This is a genomic window from Curtobacterium sp. MCLR17_059, from assembly GCF_003234665.1.
Taxonomy (GTDB): Bacteria; Actinomycetota; Actinomycetes; order Actinomycetales; family Microbacteriaceae; genus Curtobacterium; species Curtobacterium flaccumfaciens.
Genome location: NZ_QKSU01000014.1, coordinates 57,927 through 72,370, shown reverse-complemented (window position 1 = coordinate 72,370; position 14,444 = coordinate 57,927). Strand labels below are relative to the sequence as shown.

13 protein-coding genes are annotated in these 14,444 nt (G+C 72.0%); 10 read left to right on the top strand and 3 right to left on the bottom strand.

The window, feature by feature from the left end; all coding sequences use genetic code 11:
• Nucleotides 1-4 precede the first annotated feature (4 nt).
• Nucleotides 5-3,856 (top strand): ATP-dependent RNA helicase HrpA, encoded by a 3,852-nt coding sequence (gene hrpA / locus DEJ12_RS16255; RefSeq protein WP_111030762.1) that lies wholly within the window; start codon nucleotides 5-7, stop codon nucleotides 3,854-3,856.
• Nucleotides 3,857-3,875: 19 nt separating this feature from the next.
• A complete protein-coding gene (locus DEJ12_RS16250) occupies nucleotides 3,876-4,244 on the top strand; it encodes a VOC family protein (RefSeq protein WP_071246991.1) in 369 nt (122 codons plus the stop codon).
• On the opposite strand, the gene DEJ12_RS16245 is transcribed toward DEJ12_RS16250, so the two are convergent.
• Nucleotides 4,225-4,782, bottom strand: coding sequence for a YbaK/EbsC family protein (locus DEJ12_RS16245; protein WP_071246993.1), 558 nt, complete (start codon nucleotides 4,780-4,782; stop codon nucleotides 4,225-4,227). The genes DEJ12_RS16250 and DEJ12_RS16245 overlap by 20 nt on opposite strands.
• 41 nt (nucleotides 4,783-4,823) lie before the next feature.
• On the opposite strand from DEJ12_RS16245, the gene DEJ12_RS16240 reads away from it, so the two are divergent.
• Genes DEJ12_RS16240 through DEJ12_RS16225 form a run of 4 tightly spaced genes read left to right on the top strand, consistent with a single transcriptional unit; the run spans nucleotide 4,824 to nucleotide 8,632 of the window.
• Nucleotides 4,824-5,480: a CatA-like O-acetyltransferase gene (locus DEJ12_RS16240; RefSeq protein WP_111030761.1), complete on the top strand. Its 657-nt coding sequence runs from the start codon at nucleotides 4,824-4,826 to the stop codon at nucleotides 5,478-5,480.
• Nucleotides 5,481-5,519: 39 nt separating this feature from the next.
• On the top strand, nucleotides 5,520-6,542 hold the full coding sequence (locus DEJ12_RS16235) for a Gfo/Idh/MocA family protein (protein WP_111030760.1): 1,023 nt from the start codon (nucleotides 5,520-5,522) through the stop codon (nucleotides 6,540-6,542).
• Complete coding sequence (locus DEJ12_RS16230; protein WP_111030759.1) at nucleotides 6,539-7,567, top strand: Gfo/Idh/MocA family protein; 1,029 nt, start codon at nucleotides 6,539-6,541, stop codon at nucleotides 7,565-7,567. Before DEJ12_RS16235 ends, DEJ12_RS16230 begins: the two co-directional genes overlap by 4 nt.
• A 51-nt stretch (nucleotides 7,568-7,618) precedes the next feature.
• Nucleotides 7,619-8,632, top strand: a complete 1,014-nt coding sequence (locus DEJ12_RS16225) for a LacI family DNA-binding transcriptional regulator (protein WP_111030758.1) — start codon at nucleotides 7,619-7,621, stop codon at nucleotides 8,630-8,632.
• A gap of 65 nt (nucleotides 8,633-8,697) precedes the next feature.
• Here DEJ12_RS16225 and DEJ12_RS16215 read toward each other — a convergent pair whose 3' ends face one another.
• Both DEJ12_RS16215 and DEJ12_RS16210 read right to left on the bottom strand, forming a co-directional pair.
• Entirely contained in the window at nucleotides 8,698-9,429 is a 732-nt protein-coding gene (locus tag DEJ12_RS16215) for a triacylglycerol lipase (protein ID WP_258370633.1), read from the bottom strand.
• Nucleotides 9,430-9,500: 71 nt separating this feature from the next.
• The gene (locus DEJ12_RS16210; RefSeq protein WP_146245612.1) at nucleotides 9,501-10,274 is read right to left on the bottom strand and encodes an alpha/beta fold hydrolase; all 774 of its coding nucleotides are present in this window, start codon (nucleotides 10,272-10,274) and stop codon (nucleotides 9,501-9,503) included.
• Nucleotides 10,275-10,356: 82 nt separating this feature from the next.
• On the opposite strand from DEJ12_RS16210, the gene DEJ12_RS16205 reads away from it, so the two are divergent.
• The 4 genes from DEJ12_RS16205 to DEJ12_RS16190 all read left to right on the top strand — a co-directional run bounded on the left by DEJ12_RS16205 (nucleotide 10,357) and on the right by DEJ12_RS16190 (nucleotide 14,402).
• The gene (locus tag DEJ12_RS16205) at nucleotides 10,357-10,887 is read left to right on the top strand and encodes a hypothetical protein (RefSeq protein ID WP_111030756.1); all 531 of its coding nucleotides are present in this window, start codon (nucleotides 10,357-10,359) and stop codon (nucleotides 10,885-10,887) included.
• A gap of 21 nt (nucleotides 10,888-10,908) precedes the next feature.
• A complete protein-coding gene (locus tag DEJ12_RS16200; RefSeq protein ID WP_111030755.1) occupies nucleotides 10,909-11,457 on the top strand; it encodes a dihydrofolate reductase family protein in 549 nt (182 codons plus the stop codon).
• A gap of 103 nt (nucleotides 11,458-11,560) precedes the next feature.
• On the top strand, nucleotides 11,561-12,859 hold the full coding sequence (locus DEJ12_RS16195; protein WP_071406544.1) for an NAD(P)/FAD-dependent oxidoreductase: 1,299 nt from the start codon (nucleotides 11,561-11,563) through the stop codon (nucleotides 12,857-12,859).
• A 304-nt stretch (nucleotides 12,860-13,163) separates the two neighbouring features.
• Nucleotides 13,164-14,402, top strand: a complete 1,239-nt coding sequence (locus tag DEJ12_RS16190) for an acyltransferase (protein ID WP_111030754.1) — start codon at nucleotides 13,164-13,166, stop codon at nucleotides 14,400-14,402.
• The last annotated feature ends 42 nt before the right edge of the window (nucleotides 14,403-14,444 follow it).

The window sequence follows — 14,444 nt, the reverse complement described above, 5'->3', positions numbered from 1 at the left end:
GCTCATGTCTTCTCCGCTGCCCGTCATCACGTACCCGCCCGAACTGCCGGTCTCGCAGCGGCGGGACGACATCGCGGCTGCCATCCGTGACAACCAGGTGGTCATCGTCGCCGGGGCCACCGGCTCGGGCAAGACGACGCAGCTGCCGAAGATCTGCCTCGAGCTCGGTCGTGAGCACATCGGGCACACCCAGCCCCGCCGGATCGCGGCGCGGACCATCGCCGAGCGTGTGGCGGAAGAACTCGGCGGCGGGGAGCTCGGCGGACTCGTCGGCTACCAGGTCCGCTTCACCGACAAGGTGAGCTCCGAGACCCGCGTGAAGCTGATGACCGATGGCATCCTGCTGAACGAGATCCACTTCGACCGCGACCTGAAGCGGTACGACACGATCATCATCGACGAGGCGCACGAGCGGTCCCTCACGATCGACTTCCTGCTGGGCTACCTGAAGCGGCTGCTCCCCCGTCGCCCCGACCTGAAGCTCATCATCACGAGTGCGACGATCGACCCGGAGTCGTTCTCGAAGCACTTCGACGACGCCCCCATCATCGAGGTGTCCGGCCGCACCTACCCGGTCGAGATCCGGTACCGCCCCCTCGTCGCCGAAGACCAGGACGACGACGCCGACGACGAGTCGGACTCCCGCACCGGTGACAGCGGCAACGCAGCCGACGACCGCGACACCCTGCAGGGCATCACCGACGCCCTCGACGAGCTGGCGCAGGAGGACCCGGGCGACGTGCTCGTGTTCCTGTCCGGCGAGAACGAGATCCGCGACGCGCAGGACGCGATCGAGGGCAAGCGCTACCCGGGCACCGAGGTCCTGCCGCTGTACGGCCGCCTGTCTGCCGCCGACCAGCACCGGGTCTTCGAGCGCCGGCACACCCCGGGCATCCGCCGTCGTGTCGTCCTCGCCACGAACGTCGCCGAGACCTCACTGACCGTGCCCGGCATCAAGTACGTGATCGACACCGGCACGGCACGCATCTCGCGGTACTCCCCGCGGGCCAAGGTGCAGCGTCTGCCGATCGAGGCGATCTCGCAGGCCAGTGCCAGCCAGCGCTCCGGTCGAGCGGGCCGCACGAGTGCCGGCATCGCGATCCGGCTCTACTCGGAAGACGACTTCGGGCGACGCCCCGAGTACACCGACCCCGAGATCCTCCGCACGAACCTCGCCGCGGTGATCCTGCAGATGATCTCGCTCGGCTTCGGGGACATCGAGTCGTTCCCGTTCCTGCAACCGCCGGACAGCCGGGGCGTGAAGGACGGCCTCGACCTGCTCCGCGAGCTCCGCGCCGTCGACAAGGACGGCCGCATCACGAAGTCCGGGCGACAGCTGACCCGGCTGCCGATCGACCCCCGGCTCGGTCGGATGGTGCTCGAGGCCGGGCGGCAGGGTGTCGGGCGCGAGGTCATCGCCATCGTCAGCGCTCTGAGCATCCAGGACCCCCGCGAGCGCCCCCTCGAGAAGCGCGCGCACGCCGACCAGCTGCACGCCCGCTTCGCCGACTCGACGAGCGACTTCCTGACCCTGCTGAACCTCTGGAACCACATCGAGGAGCAGCAGGAGGAACTGTCGTCGAGCGCGTTCCGCCGACTGTGCAAGGCCGAGTTCCTGAACTACCTGCGCATCCGCGAGTGGCAGGACCTGTACCGGCAGCTCTCCCGTGCCGCGAAGCAGGTCGACGTCCGAGTCGGGCAGGCCCGCTCCGACGACGGCGACGCCGTGCACCGCGCGCTGCTCTCCGGACTCCTCAGCCAGATCGGGCTGCGCGACCGCGAGAAGCGCGACTACCTGGGCTCGCGGAACACCCGGTTCGTGGTGTTCCCGGGCAGCGTGCTCGCGAAGAAGCAGCCGGACGCCGTGATGGCCGCCGAGCTCGTCGAGACGAGCCGGCTGTTCGCCCGGACCGTCGGCCGGATCGACCCCGCCTGGGTGGAGCCGCTCGCCGGTGACCTGCTCAAGCGCACCTACGGCGAACCGCACTGGGAGAAGAAGCAGGGGGCGGTCGTCGCCTACGAGCGCGTGACCCTGTTCGGCGTCCCGATCGTGCAGCGCCGCCGCGTGCAGTACTCGCGGATCGACCCGGAACACTCCCGCGAGCTCTTCATCCGGCACGCCCTGGTCGAGGGTGAGTGGGAATCGCAGCAGGCCTTCGACCGCGCCAACCGGAAGCTCCGCAAGGAACTCGAGCAGCTCGAGGAACGCACCCGCCGCCGGGACATCCTGCTCGACGACGAGAACGTCTACGAGTTCTACGACGCCCGGATCCCTGCCGACGTCGCCACGACCCGCGACTTCGAGGGGTGGTGGCGGACCACTCGCCGTGAGCAGCCGGACCTGCTCACGATGCGCCGGTCGGACCTGCTGGACGAATCAGCGGCCGAGGCCGCCGAGGACGACGTCGAGTACCCGACCCAGTGGCGGAGCGGCGACCAGCGTCTCGCCATCCAGTACCGCTTCGAACCCGGCGCACAGGACGACGGCGTCAGCGTGCAGGTCCCCCTCGCGCTCCTGCCCCGGATGCGTGAAGAGGGCTTCGACTGGCAGGTGCGCGGCCTCCGCAAGGAGCTCGTGACCGCGCTCATCAAGTCGCTGCCGAAGCAGATCCGCAAGAACGTCGTGCCCGCAGCCGACTGGGCCGAGAAGATCGTCGCCGAGCTGCCCGACGACGCCCCGACCGAGCCGACGGAGTCGTTCCGCGCCACCCTCGCCAAGGCGATCCAGCGCATGACCTACGTCCCGGTCTCCGAGTCCGACTTCGACCTGTCCCGCGTCCCCGCGCACCTGCTGCCGACGTGGGCCGTGGTCGACGAGCGTGGTCGCCGGGTCGAGACCGGCAAGGACCTGTCGGCCCTGCAGACCAAGCTCAAGGACCGGACCCAGCAGAGCGTCGCCTCCGCCACGGCGAAGGGCGCAGGACGGACAGGAGGCGCGGCTCGCGTCGCGTCCGCCGGTGCCGGTCGTCCGCTGGAACAGTCCGGACTCACCGCCTGGCCCGACCAGGACCTCCCGCAGACCCTCGACACCAAGCAGGCCGGCGGCGTCATCCGCGCGTACCCGTCCCTGGTCGAGGAAGGCACGGGTCCGAAGGCGACCGTCGGCGTGCAGTTGCTCGCCACTCCGTCGGACCGCGTCGTCCGGATGCCTGCCGGGGTCCGTCGTCTGGTGATGCACGCGGTGCCGTCGCCCGTGTCGTACATCCAGTCGCACCTGACCGCGCAGGAGAAGCTCGCCCTCGCGGCCAGCCCCTACCCGTCGACCGCCGCGCTGTTCGACGACGTCCTGGCCGCCGTGGTCGACGCCGGCACCCGTCGGGCCCACCCGGACGGCCTCGTCTTCACGAAGGCCGAGTTCGAGTCGGTCCGCGATGCGGTGTCGGCCTCCGTCGTCGACACGATGTTCACCGCCGTGTCCGAGGTCGCGGCGGTCCTGGCCGCGCAGCGCTCCGCCGAACGGGCACTCAAGCAGGCGAACTCGATGTCGCTGCTCGCCGCCCTCAGCGACATGCGGCAGCAGATGGAGCGCCTGGTGTTCCCCGGGTTCGTCGCCGTCGCGGGGCTCGACCGGCTGCGACGCATCCGCGTGTACCTGCAGGGCATCGAGGCGCGCGTGCAGAAGCTGCTGCAGAACCCCGGGCGAGACGCGACCTGGATGCGCGAGGTCACGGTGGCGACCGACCGCTACACCGATGCCGGCGGCACCTTCCCGCCCGCGGTCGGGGCGCACCCGGAGCTCGTGCACGCGCGGTGGATGCTCGAGGAGTTCCGGCTCAGCCTGTTCGCGCAGGAACTCGGAACCGCCGAGACCGTCTCGTTGCAGCGGATCACGAAGGCCCTGACCGCCGCACGCTGATGGGTCTACCGTGTCGGCCATGATCGGCACACTCGACGTCGTCGTCCTGGACTGCCCGGACACCCGCGCCCTCGCCCGCTTCTACGCCGAGCTGCTCGGCGGGGAGATCGTCGGCTTCGACGAGGACTGGGCGGAGCTCGCCCTCCCGTTCACCGACCACCGTCCGATCCTGGCGTTCCAGCAGGTCGACGACTACCGGGCGCCGGACTGGCCGGGGCAGACGGTCCCGCAGCAGAGCCACCTCGACGTGAAGGTCGACGACCTCGACGACGGCGAGGCCGCGGTGCTCGCGATCGGTGCGACGGCGACGGGGTCGGGCACGGAGACGTTCCGCGTCTACCTCGACCCCGCGGGGCACCCGTTCTGCCTCATCCGGCCGTCGGACTGACCGGCTCGGTCGCCAGACCCTCGACCACGGTGACGTTCGGCAGCGCGGTGAGTGCTGCGCCGGGCAGGAACAGCTTGGCGGCGCGACGACCGGCACCGATGACCACCTCGGGGGCGTCGAGGACGCGCGCGTCGATGTAGAGCGGCCACGACGACGGCAGTCCGATCGGGGTGATGCCGCCGTACTCCATGCCGGTCAGCTCGACCGCTTCGTCCATCGGGGCGAAGCTCGCCTTGCGGACGTCGAGCAGCTGCTTCACGACCCGGTTCACGTCGAGCTTCGTCGATGCGAGGACGACGCAGGCGGCGTAGCGGACCTCGTCGCCGCGCTTCCCTGCGACGACGATGCAGTTCGCGCCGCCGGCCAGCGGGTAGCCGTACGCCTCCGAGAACGCGGCCGTGTCGGCCAGGTCGGCGTCGATCGGGGCCCCCTCGATCTTCATGACGACCTCGGTCGGCAACGCGACGAGGGCTTCGGCGACGGGGATCGCGAGGAATCCGGTGGCGACCAGGGCGGGAACACGTTCGAGCGTCGGCATGGCTCCACCGTAGGGAAGCGATCCCGCACGAGGGTGGAGCCATGACCGAACTCCGGGCGATCGACGTCGACCAGTGGCCCCGCCGGGAGCACTTCGAGCACTACCGGCACCGGGTGCCGTGTGCGTACGAGGTGACCGTCGAGCTCGACGTCACCGCCTTCGTCGAGCGCGTCCGAGCGACCGGCCGTCGGACCTACGCATCGCAGCTCTGGGCGATCGCGACCGTGGTGAACCGGCACGACGAGTTCCGGATGCAGCTGCTGGAGGACGGCTCCCCCGCCGTGTGGGACCGCGTCCACCCGATGTTCACCGTGTTCCATCCGGACACCGAGACGTTCTCCGCCCTGGTCGTGCCGTACGACGACGACTTCGGCACCTTCCACGACGCTGCGGTGTCGACGATGACGGAGTACCGCGACGACACCCGGATGTTCCCGCAGGACGACCGGCCCAGCAACGTGTTCGACGTCTCGACCCTGCCGGGAGCATCGTTCACCGGCTTCTCGCTGCAGGTGCACGACGGCTGGGACCACCTGCTGCCGATCATCACGCTCGGCGGGTACCGGACCGCTGGTGGTGACCGGACGCTGCTGCCGCTGGCGCTGCAGGTCAACCACGCGGCTGCCGACGGCTTCCACACGACCCGGCTGCTGCGCGAGCTCGAGGAGCTGTTCGCCGACCCTGGCTGGCTCGGCTGACCTTGCCCGTCGCTCCACCGCATCTCCTACGCTGACTCCATGACGTCGCAGTCGGACTCCCCCGCCCGCAAACGCATCGGGCTCGTCGGCGCGGGCGGCATCTCCGTCGCCCACCTGCCCGGGCTGCTCCGCCTGGGCGACGTGGTGGTGCACGCTCGCGAGGGCGCCCAGGATCTCGTCGCCGCGTTCACCGACACCGCCCGGGCCGAGGGCAGCACGATCACCGTCGCCGACAGCCTCGACGAGCTCCTCGCCGCGGTCGACGTCGTCGACGTGGTGGTCCCGACGCACGCCCACGCCGAGGTCGTCCGTGCGGCGATCGCGGCCGGCAAGGACGTCGTCTCCGAGAAGCCCCTGGCCCGGACCGACGCGGACGCGGCGGACCTGGCGGCCCGCGCTGCGGAAGCAGGCGTGCAGCTCTACCCGGCGCAGGTGGTGCGCTGGTTCCCTGCGTACGCGCGCCTGCACGAGGCCGCGACCACGGGCCTCCTGGGCGACCTGGCGGTGTTGCGGTTCTCGCGGTCCGGTGCCTTCCCCACCCACGTCCCCTGGTTCGGCGACCGCGCCCTGTCGGGCGGGATCGTGATGGACCAGATGCTCCACGACCTGGACATCGCACGCTGGGTGGCGGGCGAGGTGACCCGCGTGTCGGCGGTGAGCGTCCGCGCGGGTTCCGAGGCGGAGCCGGTCGAGGCGGCGCACGTCCTGCTCACGCACGAGTCGGGCGCGATCAGCCACGTCGCCGGGCTGTGGGGGCCGCAGCACCTGGCCTTCACGACGGAGTACTCAGTGACGGGGACGCTCGGCAGCCTGTCGCACTCGTCCCGGGCAGAGGAGGACACCCGGAGCGACCTGGCGGCACCGGCTTCCGTGGACGGTTTCCTGCCGACGATCGACCCGGCGGACGACCCGTACGCGCTGGAGCTCGCCGACTTCCTCGCCGCGTTCGACGGCGGTGCACCGCCCCGGGTGACCGTGGACGACGGGGTCGCCGCGGTGCGGATCGCGAACGCGGCGATCGCCTCGATCGAGTCCGGCCAGCCGGTGGAGGTGTCGCGGTGACGCTCCGGGTCGGGGTGCTCTCCTTCGCCCACACGCACGCCATCAGCTACCTCGGCGCCCTGGCGGCGATGCCCGACGTCGAGGTGCACGGCACGGATCCGGACGGCACCTCGACGGGGACGGAACTCGGCGACCTGCGCGGAGCCGAACTGGCACGCGCGCTCGGCGTCGGGTACGCGGACTCCGTCGACGAGCTGCTCGACTGGGGTCCGGACGCGGTGATCGTCACGAGCGAGAACGCGCGGCACCGCGAGTTCGTCGAGCTCGCGGCGGCAGCGGGGGCACACGTGCTCTGCGAGAAGCCGCTCGCGACCTCGTGGCAGGACGGCCTCGCCATCCGCGAGGCGGTGGACCGCGCCGGGGTGCTGCTGATGATGGCGTTCCCGGTGCGCTTCGCCTCGGCGTTCGACCGGCTGCGCGCGACGCGGGACTCGGGCGCACTCGGCACGGTGTTCTCGGTGCGGGGCGCGAACAACGGCATGCTCCCGCTCGCCCGGGACTGGTTCACCGACGTCCGGCTGAGCGGAGGCGGCGCCCTCGTCGACCACGTCGTGCACGTCGCCGACCTGATCGACGGGCTGACCGGAGCGGCGCCGGTGTCCGTCACCGCCGTCGCCAACCGGGTGCTGCACGCGGACCGCGCGAACGCCGAGACCGCGGGCCTGGTGACCATCACGTACGACGACGGCACGATCGCGGCGATCGACTGCTCGTGGAGCCGACCGGACACGTCGCCGGTGTGGGGCGGGCTGACGCTCGACGTCTCCGGGACCGGTGGCACGGTGTCGGTGGACTTCTTCGGGGCGGCTGCTCGGGGGCTCGAGGCGGTCGGGGGCCGGCTGATCGAACTCCGGTACGGACCCGACCACGACGTGCCGATGCTCCGGACGTTCCTGGCGGCGGTGCGGTCCGGGGAGCAGCCGCAGCCGGACGTCGGGGTCGGACTCCGGACGCTGTCGATCGTGCTGGCGGCGCAGGAGTCGGTGCGGACGGGCAGGACGGTCCCGGTGCAGGTCGCGGGCTGAGCGCTGCCCTGCTCCGCACCGCCGCCACCGCCCCGCGCTACGCTCGTCCCGATGCGCGCAACCGTGCGGGACGTGGCCGCCCTCGCCGGGGTGTCCCCGAAGACCGTCTCCAACGTCGTCAACGGCGGCGTGGTCGTGCGCCCGGAGACCCGCGAACGCGTCGAGCGGGCGGTCGCCGAGCTCGACTACGTGCCGAACCTGTCCGCCCGCGGGCTCCGGAACGGCCGCTCCGGAGCCATCGCGTTGACGCTGCCGGAGATGGGCAGCGCCTACTCCGCCGAACTCGCGCAGTCCTTCGTGGAACTCGCCCGCGAACGCGGCTGGGTCGTGCAGCTCGAGCAGACGGGCAACGACCCGGCCCGCGAACGCGAACTGGTCTCCCGTGCCCGGGCACACCTGGTGGACGGGCTGATCCTCAACCCGGTGTCGCTCAGCGCGAGCGTCCTGGCCTCGACCGAGGGGCTGCCGCCGACCGTCGTCATCGGCGAGGTCGAGCCCGAGCACGTCGACCAGGTGCACGTCGACAGCCGCGCGGCGGCCGAGCAGGTCACCGAACACCTCATCGCCCGCGGGCACCGGCGCATCGCGATCGTCGGGGCGTCACCGGAGGGTGCTGCGACGGCGACGAGCGAGCTCCGCGAACGCGGCTACACCGCCGCGCTCGCCGCGGCCGGCATCACGCCCGACCCGTCGCTCCGGGTCCCGCTGCCGTCGTGGACCACGAGTTCCGCGGCGACGACCTTCGCGGCCTGGCTCGACGAGCACCCCTTGCCCGACGCCGTCTTCGCCTTCACCGACTCGATCGCGTTCGGGGTGCTGCACGTCCTGGCCGCCCGCGGGGTCCGGGTTCCCGAGCAGGTCAGCGTCATCGGGTTCGACGACGTCGACGCGGCCGCGTACGCGATCCCGTCGCTCAGCACGGTGTCGTTCGACCGTCGGGCCTTCGCGACGGCGGCGCTCGACCTGCTGACCCGACGGATCGCGGACCGCGCGGCGGCGCCGGAGACCGTCGTCGTGCCGCACCGGATCGTCGAGCGCGCGAGCGTCGCCGGCCGCCAGCGCTGACGCGGCTGCCGCGCCGTTTCGCGCTGACCGACACCTCACGCGGCCGCGCGCCCACGAAGTGTCGCTCAGCGCGAAAGACCGCCAGCGCCGCCGCCGCCGGAGCCGCCGCCGGAGCCGGAGCCGCCGCCGGAGCCGCCCCCGCCCGGGTCCGCCGCCGCCAGCACCGCCGACCGCGTCCGCGCATCGCCGAGGATCCGGAAGTGCCCGCCCACCGGCAGCCGCACGTTCGTCGCCCCCTGGAGCTCACTGCCCTCGGGGATGAGCGTGTCGAACACCCCGTACACCGAGGTGATCCGCGCGTTCGCGTCGAGTTCCCGTGCCAGCCCCGCCAGCACCGGGTCGGCCGCCCGGAACGCCCGCAGGTGCGGCACCGGCGCGAGCCGCGCGTAGACCGAGCCCGCGAAGGGCGTCGACACCGCGACCATCCGGTCGATCCGCTCGTGCTGGTCGAGCTGCGTCATCGCGTACTTGCCGATGAGCCCGCCCTTGCTGTGCGCGAGCACGAGCACGTTCCGCAGGTCCTGTTCCTCGAGGGTCGCGATCACCTCGCGCGCCGAGTCCGGCACGGGCCGCAGGTTGTGCCGCAGGACCGGCAGCACGTACACCGGGTGCCCCCGGTCGTGCAGTGCGTCCATCAGCGGCCGCATGAAGTGCCAGGTCTCGTAGACGCCGGGGACCACGACGACGGGCTGCCCGGCGCCGGTCCGGTAGTCGTCCGCGGTGGTCGGGCCGAGGCTCCGGACCTGCCACCTGGCCGCGTACCCCCAGTCGAGTGCGGCCCACCACGCGCGTCGCACCAGCGGAACACGGCCTGGAGGCCCGGATCGCGCCGTCCGCGCCGCCTCCGTCCCCGACGTGGTCGGCCGGGTCATCGCAGCCCCTCCAAGCGCTCGGCGCTGCGGAACGTCTCGAGGAGGCGTGCGAAGGCGTCCGGCTGCCGTTCCTGCACGTGGTGCGGGCCGGCCAGTTCCACGAAGGTGCCGTTCGGCGCAGCGGCCGCGACCCGAGCCGACCAGTCGTGCCGCGCGATCGGGTCCTGGGTGCCGCGGACGACGAGGACGGGCTGCGTCACCTCGGTGATCGTCTGCTCGGTCGGGTAGCGGAGCATCGGCCCGAGCTCACGCGTGTACTGCCGCATGCTCCGCAGGTAGTCGGTGACCAGGACGCCGTTCATCCGGACCCCCTCGACGAACCCGTCGCGGCCCAGGTCGAGCGCCTGCAGCGGAAGGGATCGCCGCTCGGAGTCGATCACCGGACCGACGAGCACGATCGCCGCGACGGTCTCCGCGTGGCGCCGGGCGGACTCGACCACGACCTGGGCACCCATCGACTGCCCGACGAGCACCAGGTCGCCGTCGACCAGGTGGCGGACCGCCCGCACGACCACGTCGCCGAGCTCCTCGATGGGCAGCCGACGACCGGCCGCGGGCAGCCAGCCGAACCCCGGCAGGTCGACGCTGATCGTGCGGTGCTCAACGGCGACGGCGCGCTGCGACCGGGCGAATGACCGGTGGGACATCCCGATGCCGTGGACGAACACGACGGTGGGGTCGGTGTCGTCGCGGACCGGCTCTCGCGCCGCCATGGTGTGCAGGCGCACGGGCAACCCGTCGATCCGGACGGTCTCCACAGCAGCGCGCACGAGCCGAGGCTACGCGGCGGTTCGCAGCACCGGGTCAGCCTCGTCATCGGCCGCACATAGCCGGGCCGTGTGCACTCCTGGCATGAGCGACACCACTCCCACCAACGGCCACGAACCGGACGGCTCCGACCGGGCGAACCGGGCAACGGCTCCGACCGGCTGGGGCGCCGCCCCGACCCCGACGTCGACCTCCACGCTCGACGCGCCGGCGCCGCAACAGCAGCAGCAGCCGTACCGCGCGGACGCCGGCGCCGGCACCCCGGGCGGCTGGGACTCCACCGCCCAGAACGGCACCACCCCCTGGTACGGAGCCGCAGCCGGCGCCGCGAGCCCGACCGACCGCCGCAGCACCGGCCCGAAGCCCCCGTGGTTCTGGCCGCTCCTCGCCGCGATCGTCGGGCTCGCCGCGCTGCTCGTCGGCGGAGGCGTCGGGTTCGCCATCGGCCACGCGATCGGTGCGGACCGGACGCAGTCGACGACGCAGGTGCCCGGCACGAACCGGTTCCCGGGCAACGGCACCGGCCAGGCCCCCGGGTACGGCTCCGGCAGCAGCGACGGGAGCAGCAGCGACGGCACGAGCGACGGCAGCAGCACCGACGGCACCGGGAGCTGACCGGCGGGTACGATCCGTCCCATGCGGAAGACCACTGCCGGTCTGTTCACGTCGGTCGACGGCGTCGTGCAGGACCCCTACGAGTTCCAGTACGACAGCTTCGACGACGAGCTCGGCACGGCGATGGGTGCCTTCATGGCCCGCACCGACACCGTGCTGCTCGGCCGGAACAGCTACCTCGAGTGGTCCGAGTGGTGGCCCGCCCACCCGGAGGACCCCTTCGGGCAGTGGATCAACCCGATCGAGAAGCACGTGGCCTCCACCACGCTCGGCGACGACCTGACCTGGCAGAACAGCACGCGGATCCCGGGCGACGTCCCCGCGTTCGTGCGCGACCTGCAGCAGCGCGAGGGGGCGGACATCGCCGTGTGCGGCAGTGTCACGCTCGTCCGCAGCCTGCTGTTCGCCGGGGTCCTCGACGAACTGCAGCTCATGATCCACCCGGCGATCGCCGGCCGTGGCCGGCGACTGTTCGAACCGACCGATCCGCCCACGCGCCTGCGTCTGGTCGACAGCACCGTGACGAGCAAGGGGAACGTGCTGAACACCTACGGGCGGTTCGACGCCTGACGGACGCACCACGGGCCTCCCGGCCTGTGCCCGTCATGCGCTCCGGCAAACCGCGCGTACCCTCGTGGGTGACCATCCGCACCCGAGGAACACCGGAGCAAGCATGACCCAGGACACCCGCCCGCACGTCGTCATCGTCGGCGGTGGATTCGCCGGTGTGGCCGCCATGCGGGAGCTCGCCGACGCGCCGGTCCGGGTGACCCTGGTCGACCGTCACGTCTACAACATGTTCCAGCCCCTGATGTACCAGGTGGCGACGGGCGGCCTGAACGCCGGCGACGTGACGTACTTCCTGCGCTCGCTCCGGGCCCGCCAGTCGAACGCCGAGTTCCGTCACGGCCTGCTCACCGGCATCCGCACCGACGAGCGCATCGCCGAGATGTCCGACGGCGAGCACCTGCACTACGACTACCTGATCCTCGCCAACGGCGTGAACACGAGCTACTTCGGCACCCCCGGTGCGTACGAGTACGCGTACTCGATGTACTCCCGCTCGCAGGCACTCCGCATCCGCGACGAGCTGTTCACCCGGCTCGAGGAAGCGGCGGCCAACCAGGGCCCCGACGAGATCCGCATCGTGATCGTCGGTGGCGGTGCGACCGGTGTCGAGATGGCTGGCGCGCTCGCCGAGCTCCGCGACCAGGCGCTCGTCGGCGCGTACCCGGAGATCGAACGCGGCAACATCTCGATCACCCTCGTGCACCGCAGCGGCGAGCTCCTCAAGCCGTTCGCCCCGCGCCTGCGCCGGTACGCCGCCAAGGTGCTCCGCAAGCGCGGTGTCGTGCTGCGGCTGAACACCGGCGTCTCCGAGGTCAAGCGCGACGGCGTGATGACCGCGGACGGCGAGTTCATCCCCGCGTCGCAGGTGATCTGGGCGACCGGCGTCGCCGCACACAAGGAGGTCTCCGGCTGGGGCCTGCCGCAGACCCACGGTGGCCGCATCCAGGTGAACGACGACCTGAGCGTGAAGGGGGCCGAGCGGATCTTCTCCGCCGGTGACATCGCCGCGCAGGACGACGCCCTCGCCCAGCTCGCCCAGCCCGCGCTGCAGGGCGGACGGCACTCGGCGCGGCAGATCGTGCGCCTGCTCGAGGGCAAGGCCACCGAGCGCTTCAAGTACTTCGACAAGGGCACCATGGCGACGATCGGCACGAACGCCGCGGTCGCCCAGCTGCGCGGTGGGATCACGATGGTCGGCCCGGTGGCCTGGCTCGCCTGGGTGTTCGTGCACATCACGAGCCTGCTCGGTGCCGGCAACCGGATGTCGACCCTGACGCACTTCTTCGTCCGCTACGTGTGGTTCATGCGGAAGCGCTCGATCCCGATCGTCGGCGACGTCCGCCCGGTGCGCCCGAACGGCGACCGCGAGCCGGACCCCTGGCAGCTGCAGAAGGCCGAGTAGCCGCGCGCGGTCGCTCGCTCGCTTGGTGAGCAGGAACGGTCGGGTCCGCACGTCGGACCCGACCGTTCCTGCTCACGGTGTGCGTGCGGTGGACGCGGGCGCGACGGCCTGGAGGCGCGGTGCGGGCCGGCCACGGGCCTCCCGGCCGGCGCGTGGCGCGCGGGGCTGGCGCCGACGCGTGGTGCGGACCCCGGGACCGCGGGGCAGGCCGACGAGCCTGGTGCGCGCCGCTCGTTGAGACTCCTCTTACCCGCGAGGAGGACCCTGGTCGGCGACACGCAACCGAGCAGCGCGGGGAGGGACCATGGCGACGACCACGCTGACACACGCGCCGACGCAGGCGCAGCCACAGCACCGCACGGCCGCCCCGGAGCGCTCCGGGGCGGGGACGCAGCAGGCTCCGCCACCCCCGCTGACGCACCGCGCACCCGCGCTCGACGGACTCCGGACCCTCGCCATCCTGGTCGTCGTCCTGTACCACCTGCACGTGCCGCAGTTCGAGGGCGGCTTCATCGGCGTGACGGTCTTCTTCGTGCTGTCGGGCTTCCTCATCACGACGCTGCTGCTCGGCGAACGGCGTCGTACCGGGCGGGTGCGCCTCGGGACGTTCTGGGTGAAGCGGCTGCTCCGCCTCTACCCGGCACTGCTCGCGTTCGTCGTCGTCGGGCTGCTGCTCTGGAACTGGGTCGGTGACTACAAGGGCGCTTCGCTGCAGTCCGGCGAAGCGGCGTTCATCGCGCTGACCTACACGGGCAACCTGTTCCGCGCCTTCTGGGACACCTCGCAGGGCGTGTTCGCGCACACGTGGAGCCTGTCGATGGAGGAGCAGTTCTACCTGGTCTGGCCGCCGGTGCTGGTCCTGCTCGCCGCACTCCGGGTCCGCCGTCGCTGGCTCCTGGCGGGGCTCGGTGTCCTGGTCGTCGGGGCTTCAGCGGCGTCGTGGGCGAGCTACCGCAGCCCGAGCGGCGGTGCCACGCCCGACGTCTACTTCTCGCCCGTGCTCGGGGTCGTGCCGCTCGCGATCGGCTGCGGACTGGCCCTGGTGCTCGACGACGAACGGGTGCGCGTGCGGGCCGCCGGGGTCCTCGGGCACGTGGCGACCTGGCTCGGTCTCGTGCTGGTGGTCGGGGTGCTGCTCTGGATCGATGACGACTGGACGCAGCACGCGTCGACGTTCGGCATCGTGCTGCCGCTGACCGGGCTGATCGCGGCGGTGGCGATCGGCGGGCTGGTCTCGGTCCGCTCCCCCGTGTCCGCCGCCCTGGCCTGGACGCCGGTGTCGTGGTTCGGCCGCCGGGTCTCGTACTCGGCGTACCTCTGGCACCCGCTGGTGATCGCGCTGCTCGGCACCTTCGCGATCGGTCCGTGGGGCACGGTCTGCCTGGTCGGCGCGGTGGCGTTCGTGTCGATCGGTGCCGCGTACGCCGTCGAGGTGCCCGTCGAGCGGTTCCGTGCACGGGTCCGTGCGGGTCGCAGGGCCGCCGCGCCCGCGCCCCCGCCCGCGCCCGCGCACGCGCCCGCGCCCGCGGAGCGCATCGAGTGAGCAGAAGGTGTCGAGTACGGCCCGCTGACCCGACGTCTTCTG

Excerpts from the sequence above, each read along its gene's own strand:
- hrpA (WP_111030762.1), top strand. The coding sequence starts at position 5 with ATGTCTTCTCCGCTGCCCGTCATCACGTACCCGCCCGAACTGCCGGTC.
- DEJ12_RS16250 (WP_071246991.1), top strand. The coding sequence starts at position 3,876 with ATGATCGGCACACTCGACGTCGTCGTCCTGGACTGCCCGGACACCCGC.
- DEJ12_RS16245 (WP_071246993.1), bottom strand. The coding sequence starts at position 4,782 with ATGCCGACGCTCGAACGTGTTCCCGCCCTGGTCGCCACCGGATTCCTC.
- DEJ12_RS16240 (WP_111030761.1), top strand. The coding sequence starts at position 4,824 with ATGACCGAACTCCGGGCGATCGACGTCGACCAGTGGCCCCGCCGGGAG.
- DEJ12_RS16235 (WP_111030760.1), top strand. The coding sequence starts at position 5,520 with ATGACGTCGCAGTCGGACTCCCCCGCCCGCAAACGCATCGGGCTCGTC.
- DEJ12_RS16225 (WP_111030758.1), top strand. The coding sequence starts at position 7,619 with ATGCGCGCAACCGTGCGGGACGTGGCCGCCCTCGCCGGGGTGTCCCCG.
- DEJ12_RS16205 (WP_111030756.1), top strand. The coding sequence starts at position 10,357 with ATGAGCGACACCACTCCCACCAACGGCCACGAACCGGACGGCTCCGAC.
- DEJ12_RS16200 (WP_111030755.1), top strand. The coding sequence starts at position 10,909 with ATGCGGAAGACCACTGCCGGTCTGTTCACGTCGGTCGACGGCGTCGTG.
- DEJ12_RS16195 (WP_071406544.1), top strand. The coding sequence starts at position 11,561 with ATGACCCAGGACACCCGCCCGCACGTCGTCATCGTCGGCGGTGGATTC.
- DEJ12_RS16190 (WP_111030754.1), top strand. The coding sequence starts at position 13,164 with ATGGCGACGACCACGCTGACACACGCGCCGACGCAGGCGCAGCCACAG.